The sequence below is a fragment of the Candidatus Poribacteria bacterium genome (genome assembly GCA_021295715.1).
Classification (GTDB): domain Bacteria; phylum Poribacteria; class WGA-4E; order WGA-4E; family WGA-3G; genus WGA-3G.
In genome coordinates this window covers 28916-40587 of the sequence record JAGWBV010000052.1, presented here as the reverse complement: position 1 = coordinate 40587, position 11672 = coordinate 28916, and the positions used below count along the sequence as shown (strand labels likewise).

General features: G+C 48.6%; 6 protein-coding genes and 1 pseudogene. 5 read left to right on the top strand and 2 right to left on the bottom strand.

What is annotated here, in order from left to right:
* From J4G07_13805 to fusA, 4 genes and pseudogenes are all read left to right on the top strand, one after another.
* The coding region (locus tag J4G07_13805) for an IS200/IS605 family accessory protein TnpB-related protein (protein ID MCE2415070.1) at positions 1-323 on the top strand (323 nt) is incomplete at its 5' end.
* Positions 324-329: 6 nt separating this feature from the next.
* A pseudogene (locus J4G07_13800) lies at positions 330-521 on the top strand (transposase).
* A gap of 73 nt (positions 522-594) precedes the next feature.
* Positions 595-1596 carry a zinc-binding alcohol dehydrogenase gene (locus tag J4G07_13795; protein ID MCE2415069.1) on the top strand — a complete coding sequence of 334 codons (1002 nt, stop codon included), beginning with the start codon at positions 595-597 and terminating at the stop codon, positions 1594-1596.
* A gap of 16 nt (positions 1597-1612) precedes the next feature.
* On the top strand, positions 1613-3769 hold the full coding sequence (fusA, locus tag J4G07_13790; protein MCE2415068.1) for an elongation factor G: 2157 nt from the start codon (positions 1613-1615) through the stop codon (positions 3767-3769).
* A 5-nt stretch (positions 3770-3774) separates the two neighbouring features.
* Here the strand turns inward: fusA and J4G07_13785 are convergent, their stop codons facing one another.
* Positions 3775-4935 (bottom strand): P1 family peptidase, encoded by a 1161-nt coding sequence (locus J4G07_13785; GenBank protein ID MCE2415067.1) that lies wholly within the window; start codon positions 4933-4935, stop codon positions 3775-3777.
* Positions 4936-5317: 382 nt separating this feature from the next.
* Positions 5318-5884, bottom strand: a complete 567-nt coding sequence (locus J4G07_13780; protein ID MCE2415066.1) for a DUF4416 family protein — start codon at positions 5882-5884, stop codon at positions 5318-5320.
* Positions 5885-6245: 361 nt separating this feature from the next.
* Here J4G07_13780 and rpoB point away from each other — a divergent pair, with 361 nt between their 5' ends.
* Positions 6246-11507 carry a DNA-directed RNA polymerase subunit beta gene (gene rpoB, locus J4G07_13775; protein MCE2415065.1) on the top strand — a complete coding sequence of 1754 codons (5262 nt, stop codon included), beginning with the start codon at positions 6246-6248 and terminating at the stop codon, positions 11505-11507.
* Positions 11508-11672 lie beyond the last annotated feature (165 nt).

Below are 11672 nucleotides of genomic sequence, written 5' to 3'. Positions count from 1 at the left end.
ATTCTACAGACCTTTCTCGAAAGAAAAAAGGCAGCCAGCGTTGGCAGAAACAAAAACACAAACTCGCTTTACACCATGAGCGAACAACAAACAAACGCAAAGACTTTATCGGAAAACTCGTCTATAAACTCTACCACCATCAAAAAAATAATGTGTTAGTGGCAGAGGACTTACGCGTATCTAATATGGTAAAAAACAAACACCTCAGCAAGAGTATCAGCGATGCGTCTTGGGTAACCTTCTTTGAGTGGTGTGCAAGTATAGCCGAAAGAGACGGCTTGCACTTCCACCAAGTTGACCCTAAGAATACTTCGCAAACGTGATCGGCTTGTGGTGAGAAATCGCAAAGGAAACTCTCTCTTGCGATACGAACCTTTAACTGCCAGTTTTGTGGGACTTCGTTAGACCGAGACCATAACGCTGCATTAAACATACTTTTTAGGGCGGAAACTTGCGCCCGTCGTGGAGAGCGTTGGGTTACCAACCTCACTGAAACGAGAAACTTATCGGTAGACCGATAGGAAACCTGTTAACACTCTTAACAGGTTTCCTAAGTCTTTAGGCTTGGGTACATTGACGAGGTACAGGTTAGAGATGGAAGCACAACGGGTCGTTTGGCCCGATCGCGCCAAAGTTGACATTGAGACGTTTATGTTACCGTCTATCAGCGATGATGAAGTGCTCGTTGCAACAGAATGCACACTCATCAGTCCCGGCACGGAACGCGCGTTTCTATTGGGACTTCCGAATGCTCAAGGAAGGTATCCGACGCGTCCGGGTTACAGCAATATTGGCACAATAATAGAGGTGGGAAAAGCCATTACGGATTGTGAGGCAGGTGACCGCGTCGCCTCAACGCAGGGGCATACCAGTCACTTTGTGACTTCGCCAAGTCGCTTGCTAAAGATAGCGTCTGACGATGTTCCAGCCGAAGAGGCGGTCTTCTTCAATCTCGGAGCGATTGCGCTGCAAGGTGTCCGCAAGGCACGGATTGAATTGGGAGAAGCGACACTGGTTCTGGGACAGGGACTTATCGGCTTATCGGCGATGCAACTCTCGAAATTGAGTGGATCATTGCCGCTTATTGCGGCAGATCTCACCGATAGTCGTCTCGAAATCTCTAAAACAGTGGGAGCTGACTACACCTTCAACCCCGAAAATACCGATTTCTCTGAACAGTTAGGTGAAGCGACGAAAGGTGAGGGACCCGCAGTTGTTATTGAAGCAACTGGGCATCCGGACGCAATCAGCACCGCTTTAGATGTTGCGGGACGGGACGCGCGCGTCGTGTTGTTGGCAAGTACTCGTGGAGAAACACCGAAGGTGAATTTCTATCGCGATGTGCATAAAAAAGGTCTCATTCTCTACGGCGCACACAATTCCATCCGTCCGCGTCAAGAGTCCTCACCGAATTTCTGGACACTTGAAGAGGATAGTCTCTTGCTGTTATCGCTCATTGCGCAGAAACGGTTCAACGTTATTCCGTTGATTAGTCATCGCGTCCCTGGAGAAGATGCGGCAAAAGCATATCAACTCCTCATGGAGTGGAACCCCAGCTTACTCGGCGTTATCCTTCGATGGAACGATAACATGTAAGCACAAAAAGGAAAAAATGGCACGCGAATATCCTATCGAAAACGTGCGCAATATCGGCATTGCAGCGCACATTGATGCCGGAAAAACAACCACGACGGAACGGATTCTTTTCTATACCGGTAAAAAGCATAAGATCGGCGCGGTGGACGACGGCACTGCAGAGATGGATTGGATGGTGCAGGAACGAGAACGCGGCGTAACAATTACTGCCGCCGCGACGACCTGTTTCTGGCGAGACTACGCAATTCACCTTATTGACACACCCGGACATGTCGATTTTACAGTGGAAGTGGAACGATCCTTGCGAGTTTTGGATGGGGCGATTGCCCTTTTCTGTGCCGTCGGCGGCGTCGAGCCACAATCAGAAACGGTTTGGCGGCAAGCGGAGCGTTACGATGTGCCGCGCATCGTCTTCGTTAATAAGATGGATAGGGTCGGCGCGAATTTCACTCGCGTTCTGGAAATGATGCAGGAACAGTTAGACGCGAACCCACTCCCGCTTCAATTACCGATGGGTGAAGGTCCCGATTTTGCCGGTGTTATCGATCTCTTGACGGAGAAGGTAATGCGTTGGGATACAACCGATCTCGGACAGACATACGTAGAGGCAGAGATCCCACCTGAATTTCAAGATGACGTGGCACAAGCACGGGAAACCCTCTATGAGAGCGTCGCTGTCGAAGACGAGGCGTTGCTTGAAAAATACTTGGAGGGTGAAGAGATACCCCATGCCGAGTTACTAACGGTTATCCGCGCAGCGACGTTGGAAGGGAAACTTTTTCCCGTGCTTTGTGGAAGTTCTCTAAAGAATCAAGGCGTTCAACCTCTGTTGGATGCGGTCATTGATTTTCTGCCGTCTCCTATTGACATCCCTCCTATTGAAGGCACTGTGCCAGATTCTACTGCTGGGAGTGCGCGTCCCAAGCGAGCGAAAAACACATCCGAAGAACAGGATATAGTGACACGCATCCCAAATGACAATACACCGTTTTCAGCATTGGCATTTAAAGTGGCAAGCCATCCAACAGTGGACAAACTCGTATACTGTCGTATCTATTCAGGTGAGCTTAAACGCGGGGAGGTCGTCTATAACGTCCGTTCCGAAAAACGGGAACGGATTAACCGTATCTTGCAGATGCATGCCAATAAGGAGGCGGTCTGTGATGCAGCTTATGCCGGTGACATTGTTGCGATCGTCGGACTTAAGGATACCAAGACAGGAGACACTCTGACGGATCAGAGAGAGCCTATTCTGTTAGAATCCATTACTTTCCCAGATCCGGTTATCTCAATTGCGATTGAACCTGAGCGTGCAAGCGATGCTGATGACTTGGAAGAAACACTCGAAAAATTGATGGACGAGGACCCAACTTTCACTGTGGGAATCGACAAAGAAACCGGACAACGGATTATCTCCGGTATGGGTGAACTCCACTTAGAAATTCTCACAGATCGTATGATACGCGAATTCGGGGTCAACGCTCGGGTAAGCAAACTACAGGTGGCGTATCGCGAAACGATCAGTACGCTTGCAGAGGCACGCGGGACGCATATCCACAAAACAGATGAAGAAGGGATATACGGCGATGTCCTACTGGCGGTTGAACCGTTAGCACGCGAGGCAGGATTTCAGTTCGAGGATAACACAGACGAAACGCAAATTCCGCGGCAGTACGTTCCGTTTATTGAGAAGGCGTTGGAAGGTGCCATGGGAACGGGTCCCCGGATCGGATATCCAATGCAGGATGTAAAGGTTACACTCACAGGTGGTTCCTACCATCCAACGGATTCTTCGGAAGTCGCGTTTGAAGCAGCAGCAGTCTTAGCGTTTGAAAATGCGACCAGAAAAGCAAACCCTTTGTTGTTAGAACCAATCATGCGGATGCATATTACTGTTCCTGATGAGCATGTCGGCAAAGTCATTGGTGACCTGAATTCCCGACGGGCGCAGATTAATGAGAGCACAACCCAAGATACCTCCGATACAGGACGCCCCTCGCAATCGACACAAAATGTCATCAATGCTTTCATTCCACTCTCAGAGACGTTTCAGTACACGACACGGCTTCGCTCAATGACACAGGGACGTGGGGCGTTTACATTGGAATTTTCACACTATGAAGTTGTGCCATCCTCTCTTGCCCCGGATCTGAATCGTGTCAGTTCGGCTTAGCACCTTTAATGTCCGTGCGCCCTCATCACCTTTTGCAGCTCCGCCAACGGAATCGCATACATCGTTCTGCCTCCGCGTCCAGTGGTTGTCGTCGCCATTGTCATTGAATTGATGATAGCCTCTTCTGTGGCTTCAATAACTGCTTGAAAGAGGGAACTCAAACGCCAATTGACAAGCATTTGGATTTCAAAAGTGCCGTTTTCGGTGCTGTTTGGAAAAATGTTCGCGGTAGAAAATGCAATGACGAATTCTCCGCTACCGTCTGTACTTGGCGTGCCTGTGCGAGCAAGTCCATGTGTCGCACGAATCGCTAACTGTTTTAATTGGCGGTGCGTCAACGGAGCATCCGTTGCGATAACAATGATGAACGATCCATCTCTACCCGGTTTCGGTGGGGATCCGACAATTTCCTCGCCCACAGGGACACCATCAATTCGCAGTTGCGAACGACGCCCCCCATTGGAATTAACAAGGACCCCGACTGTCCATCCACCGCGTTCTTCGGGTAGGACACGGGAGGCTGTGCCGATACCGGCTTTAAACCCGTAACATCGCATCCCGGTACCGCCCCCAACGCTTCCTTCGGTTACGGGACCGGCAGCGGCGTTCTCAATCGCTTCAATCGCATGTTGCGCTGTGACATGGAGTCCGCTGATATCGTTCAAGCCACCATCGTAGCATTCCGCCACGATTGGTAGCACAATATTGTTGTCTGGATACCGTTTTACAATGTAACGCACAACACCATCATGGACTGCCCCGACACTGAGTGTATTCGTAAGCAAAATGGGCGATTCAATCCATCCCGCTTGATTGATACGCGCGACACCGGTTGCTTCACCATTGCCATGAATGACATGTGCTGCACCGAATAAGCGCGCTGTCCAAATATCATCACTCGGAAGGATAGCAGTAACACCCGTCCGAATTGAATCGCCTTCGTTTAGCGTGACATGTCCGACTTTCACGCCCTCTACATCAGTGATCGCATTGTGTGTACCGGTTGGAAGGCTTCCGACTTGGATACCGATGTCGCGCGCCCGTGCGCGAGTATCCGAGTCTGTCGATTTGACGTTTACGCCGTATATAGAACACGCTAAAAATGTACCTGTGAGAACGATAAAAATCAACAATTTCGTGTCGCACGAGTTCTCAATGCCTTGCATCCTTTTAAGAATTTTCTTCATCAACATTCGCGATTTGGAAATCTCACCATTTATGGTGAGCAGAAAAAACCGCCCTTTCTTTTAATTTGACCTTCGTCAGTCTTTATGGTATAATAATTATATCGTGTTGGCAGACATGTCAAGCATTGCCTCTCGGCAATGTGTCTGCCGCCTACTTGACAGGTAATAAACACACGATACACGATAAACCGTGACTTTGATTTAAATATCCTGTGTATCCTACAAAAACACAGGAGAAAATACTATTAGATTAGACTGGTTAGAACACCTCAAAACCTTTCAGAATTCTGCGCGCCACCACCATATTATAACGTGGGAGATTGAAGGACATAGTATTCCGTGGCATGAACAACAGAGATTTTTAAAAATCTCGCGCTTCAGTGAAGAGTAGTTGACTTTCTAATTGATTTCTATAAATTTTGCGAATGTGGTTAAAAATAGCGATGTATATTGGTAAACGGTAGTCCGGATAACTCCACTCCCATGGTTGGAACGTTTTGCGATAGAAGCGGAGTGTGATTTCGGCGTAGATACCGTCGCTGAGGTAGATACGATGGGCATGGTCTTTCGTTGACGCAAGCACGAGCTTTGCTAAGCAGATGTAACCGGCGTCTAAATTGACACGCCGCGCGTCTGCTTCGGACTTTTTTATTGCAAAAGTTTGCTCGATACCATTCGTGAACAACTTCATTTCTGCCAGCGTACCGGCATCGACAAGTCTTTCAAAACTAATAAATTGTCGTTGGATGTCTGGTCCCATTTCAGCCTCGTAGTAGGCTGTGCTTGTGAAGGGCACCAATTCACTTGTGTAATCAATGGGTCCAAGGCGATGTGTTAACTCTGCATAAACTGTTGACAGGAGGTCAGGGTCGGCTGTCAGCACACCGATGATTGCTTTAACCGGCAGTGGTGTCGTGATTGCTCCCATGTTATCCTCCAGCGTCGAAAATTTATGGCATACCCCTAAAACCCACATCCCGATCGTTGATAGCGTGAACTTCAATTTCATCAAGTGCAGTGAATTAGGTTTCGCGTATCAACACTTCATTTATTGTTGTGAAGTTCTATAAAAACCGCGATTCTAACGGTTAATATCATACATTATTGCATTAAATTAGGAAAAAATGTGATTTTTTTATTTTTTCTTGACATTCTACGGAAAATAATGTATAATATTCTGTTATGCTATGCTACCACATTAAGACGGAAAAAGCAGTTGAGAAAGCAGGCTTTTTCAAAAGTCTATTTGTAAACTGCGTAACCACCGCCAAGTAGGGAGACTTCATTCAGTGAACCAAAAATCCATCCAAAAAAATGAGAGAATCTCTTTTGCTAAAACGCAGGTACGGACCCCGCTCCCGAACCTCATAGAGACACAAAAGCTCGCCTATGACGCCTTCTTACAACGAAATGTCCCACCTAATGAACGTTCGGATACTGGTCTCCAAGCGGTGTTTAAGGAAGTATTTCAGACAGGAGAAAAGAGTGGTGTTCGCGATTTTTCGGAAGTTAATAGTCTCGAATTTGTCAGTTACAGCCTTGGCATCCCGAAATATACGCTCCAAGAGTGTGTTGCGCGCGGCGTAACGTATCAAGTATCCCTTACTGCCCGTATTATGCTTGTCCTGCGTGAGGCAGACTCCGATGCGGATGAACCCCACGTTGTGGATATCCGAGAATCCGATGTATACCTCGGCGAAGTTCCTTTAATGACCGAAAACGGCAGTTTCATCGTCAACGGTAGCGAACGCGTGATTGTGAGCCAATTGCACCGTTCGCCGGGTGTTATTTTTCTTGAAAAGACATTACCGACCGGGCGACGCACACCGACTGCCCAAATTATTCCGTACCGAGGGGCATGGGTCGAATTTGAGATAGACACCAAAGACCAGATTTACGTCCGTATTGACAAACGTAGAAAACTGCCTGCTACCGTGCTTCTCCGTGCACTCGGTTGGGAGTCGGACGCGGATATCATGCAGCTTTACGCCAAGACGGAACGACTTGTGCTCGCCGGATGGCAGGTTACCGATGTAGAAGGACCAGCAAAGCAACTCAAACCCGGTGATTTGCTGGATGCCGCGGACTTTCGACAATCCAGCAAAGACTATCCTGACCTTGAGGTAGAGAATTGTTATCGCGTTACGAAAGTAAGTGATAAGGATGAGGGCTGTTCGCTGGAGATTGGGCAAGAAATTACGTCTAAGGAGCGTACAAGTTTTCGCAGAAAATGGAAGGGCTTTGAAACTGAACTTCTGCGGCGTGTGATTGATACCCACAATAGTGGGTGTGAATTCATTCCGGGACAAGTACTAACGAATTCGGAATACGAAGAGGCGCGTGCCCGCTACGGACGCAAAGCTTTCACAGCTGAACAACTTTTGTCCGAAGACAATCAGGAATGTGTCGGTAGAGTCTGCGCTGAAGATGTTAAAAATCCAGAGACTGGCGAAGTGCTCCTCACAGCAAATACGCTGCTCACCGAAACGGAATTGGAACGCCTCAGTGAGACTGGTGTTGAGGCACTTACAGTACTGGATGAGGAAGATTGCCAGCACATTCGATTTTTGCGTAATACATTGGAGCGTGACCGACAGGCGGACTATGAGGAACCGTATACTTTAAAAGATGCCGCACTGCTTACAATTTTCCGCACGCTGAGACCCGGAGACCCCGCTGGCATAGAGAACGCTCGTAAACACCTTTCATGGTTGCTTTTCGACGCGCACCGATACGATTTAGGGGTCGTTGGCAGGTACAAACTGAATCGGAAATTCCAGAATATCCCGATTTATGGTGAGCCACCTGCAGAGGCTTTTCGCACACTTCGTCCCGAAGATATTGCTGCGACGGTAGGTTATCTTCTTAACGTCCACAACGGGGTTGCGCCGAAAGACGATCTGGATCACCTCGGTAATCGCCGAGTGCGTGTTATCGGTGAGCTCCTCGAAAACCAGTTCCGAATGGGTCTATTCCAGATTCGTCGAACCACGCGCGAACGTTTGAGCACCAATAACGATATTGCGAAAGTTGTCCCGTCTTCTCTCATAAATCCGAAACCGCTGATGATGGCACTTCGAGAATTCTTTGGATCGAACCAACTGTCACAGTTTATGCAACAGATTAATCCGTTGGACGAATTGACGCATAAACGCCGTATCTCAGCGATCGGTCCAGGTGGACTTCACCGAGATAGGGCAACAGCAGCGGTTCGGGATGTCCATCGAACGCACTACGGACGTGTCTGTCCCTTAGAGACACCTGAGGGTCCATCGATCGGTCTTATCGTTTCTTTGGCTTGTTATGGACGGATAAATCCCTACGGTTTCATTGAAACCCCTTATCATAAGGTTGAAGATGGTTCAGTGCTGGATCCAGTGGAATACCTCACAGCAGATAGCGAGGATACTGCCTACATTGCTGCGAAAGCCGCCTCGAGTGATACCGAACAAAGCGGAAATGGTGATGCATCTGGGCATACACTGCCTGTACGCAGTGGAGAGGATGTCCTGTCGGTTCCGATGGAAAAGGTAGACTATATCGGCGTTTCCCCGCAGCAAATCGTTGGGATTTCTGCCGCGCTGGTTCCGTTTCTGGAGCACGAGGACGCAAACCGTGCTTTGATGGGTGCTAACCACCAACGTCAGGCTGTACCGCTTGTTCGTCCAGAAGCACCTCTCGTTGGAACGGGGATGGAAGCACCGGCGGCACTGTATTCAGGTGCTCTCATTACGGCTAAGCGAGCCGGTACTGTCACGAGTGTTTCTGCCGATGAGATTCTCATATATACTGGTGAAACACTTCACCATGATAAAGGTGAGAATACATTCAGCGAAATGGGCTACGATGTTTACAAACTCCAAACCTTCAAACGAAGTAATAGCGGCACCTGTATCCATCAGCGTCCTATCGTCGCAGTAGGCGATAAAGTTGAAGCCGGACAGGTTATTGTGGATGGCACTTCTACAGAAAATGGCGAACTCGCTCTTGGACGGAACGTGCTATGTGCTTATATGCCGTGGGGCGGTCACAATTATGAGGACTCTATCCTGATAAGTGAGACGCTCATTAAAGAGGATACCTTCACCTCTATCCACATTGAAGAATTTGAAGTAGAAGCACGTGAAACGAAAGTAGGTCCAGAGGAAATCACCCGTGATATTCCGAACGTTAGCGAGCAGCGGCTCACACAACTTGATGAAGAGGGCATTATTCGCGTTGGAAGCGTTGTGGGTGCAGGAAGCATCCTCGTTGGAAAAATTACACCGAAAGGCGAAAGCGAATATGGTCCAGAAGAGAAACTCCTACGCGCGATCTTTGGCGAAAAGGTCAAAGAAGTAAGAGATGCTTCAACGTATGTCCGCCCCGGCGTTGAAGGGGTCGTCATTGACGTGAAAGTATTTTCCCGTAAGCCGGATACTGGGTCCCGTCGTGGAAGTTGGTCACAAGGAGACCCCTCAGGGTTATCAATGGCTGACAATTTGCGATATGAGTCGAAACGCAAGGAGATAGAAGAGACTTCGCGTGAGCAGATCGCTTCCATCCGTCGCCGAAGAATCGAAGAGATTCGCGAAACACTCATAGGATGTGAACTCGCTGATCCGCTTTACACAAAAGAGGCATCGGGGTTGAAAACCCTTCCTACAGCTGAACCCTTTGCGAATGCTGGCGATACGCTAACAGCTGAGGTTCTGGACGCTTATATTTCCGGTTTCACTGCAGATGAGTATCATCTGGTAACCGAAGATACAAATTCTGAAGCCTTTACCGCTGAAGCAGGTTACAGGGTAACGGACGTACCTGAACCCATCCCTACTCTTGTGGTCCACCCCTCGAAGAATTCTTCAACCGTGCAAGCGTACCTTAGCGAAGTGTGCAAATCGACCTTGGGAAATACAGAGCCATTCTATCAGGAAACAGAACCTCAGGAATCGGAGTCACAAACCTCTCCTACAGGAGACGCTGATGTTGTGCTTCAGGGCTACGATAACAGTGTGATTGCCATTGCTGTATGTGAAAATGAGGACACGGAAAACGGGTATAATTCCGAGCATCTGACAGAAATGCTCACTGCAGCAGGCGCACGATTTGGTGTATTGGTAACCGAAGGTGAATCAGAACCCGATAACTGGGATTTCTATGAACTCGCAGATTTGACCAGCGACTCGCCCCCGACACAAGACGCAGAAGCACAAGTCGCTGATCAAATAGTGTTGCAACCGTGTGCGCGTTCCGAATTTGAGACCGGAGTCACCGAACAGATTGAGGCAACTGGATGCCCCGTCGTTGAGACACAGAGACTAAACGAGGAAGAATGGGCAAACTTCAGTCAGGCTTATCCCGGTTTACAAGCCGAGTTATTCTGGCAAATTATGGAAGTTTTCGATCCTGAATGCACATTGACCGAGGGCCAAGAGTTTTCCGACAACGAGTACCTGCGAGTCTCCAGAGCCTTTCCTGCGCGTCCTATCGCAGCCGGACAGCGGTTGACTGCGGATGAACTGGCATCACTCGACCAGACGATCAAGGATTTGAAAGCCGACAAGGTCTGGCACGTTACCGCTGTTTTTGACCCAGCGTGTACATTACCTGTTGGAGAATATGTTTCTGATGACGACTACCAACAGGCGCGTAAATCCTGTAGTTTGACTTTCTCAGACATCCATGTAACCGATGCCAATGCCAGAGAGCATATCCAACGTGTCGAAGAGATGGCGCAAGGTAGGATAACCACTTACACTGAGGAAAAAGAACGGGCACTTCAACAGTTAGAGATGGGTGATGAACTGAAACCAGGCGTCATCAAACGCGTCAAAGTTTATGTCGCAAGTAAGCGTCCGATTTCTGTGGGTGATAAAATGGCGGGTCGTTACGGAAACAAAGGTGTTGTTGCCAAAATTTTGCCTGCTGAGGATATGCCTTATCTCCCCGATGGTACACCCGTTGAATTGGTGCTGAACCCCTTAGGTGTGCCCTCTCGAATGAACGTCGGTCAAATTTTGGAAATTCATCTCGGATGGGCATGCCATGAACTCGGTATCCAGGTGGAATCTCCTGTGTTTGACGGTGCGACAGAAGAAGAAATCTTTGAAATGCTCGGTAAGACCGATCTTCCGGAACGCAGTAAGCAGAACGGTAAAAGCATTCTCTTTGACGGTAGGACCGGTCAGCCATTTGCACAGGAAGTAACGGTGGGCTACGTCTATTTCTTGAAGTTGAACCACCTTGTTGCTGATAAGATGCATGCTCGCTCAACAGGACCTTACTCTCTTGTTACACAGCAACCGCTGGGTGGCAAGGCGCAACACGGGGGCCAACGACTCGGTGAAATGGAGGTCTGGGCACTGGAGGCTTATGGTGCAGCCCATACGCTCCAAGAAATGCTCACGCTCAAATCAGATGACGTTCTCGGTAGAAGAGAGATCTATGAGTCGGTTGTGAAAGGGTTAAACCCTGACCCACCCGGGACACCGGAATCATTCAAAGTCTTGGTCCGCGAACTTCAAACCCTCGGACTTCATGTATCCCTTGATAAGGATGAAGACTCTTAATTTTACCTTGCGGAGAAATTACGGTTGTTCTATCTTTGAAGTGGGTTTCTCAAATCCGCCTGTGCCGTTGTTGCAGGCTACCGGTTTCGCTTCATGTTTCCACCAAAGTCCCCAAGTAAGTTGAGATGTAACCAGAAACCTGCGCGTAATGTAATGGAGCGCAGC

Coding starts and splice junctions, on each gene's coding strand:
- J4G07_13795 (MCE2415069.1), top strand. CDS start 595: ATGGAAGCACAACGGGTCGTTTGGCCCGATCGCGCCAAAGTTGACATT.
- fusA (MCE2415068.1), top strand. CDS start 1,613: ATGGCACGCGAATATCCTATCGAAAACGTGCGCAATATCGGCATTGCA.
- J4G07_13785 (MCE2415067.1), bottom strand. CDS start 4,935: ATGCAAGGCATTGAGAACTCGTGCGACACGAAATTGTTGATTTTTATC.
- J4G07_13780 (MCE2415066.1), bottom strand. CDS start 5,884: ATGGGAGCAATCACGACACCACTGCCGGTTAAAGCAATCATCGGTGTG.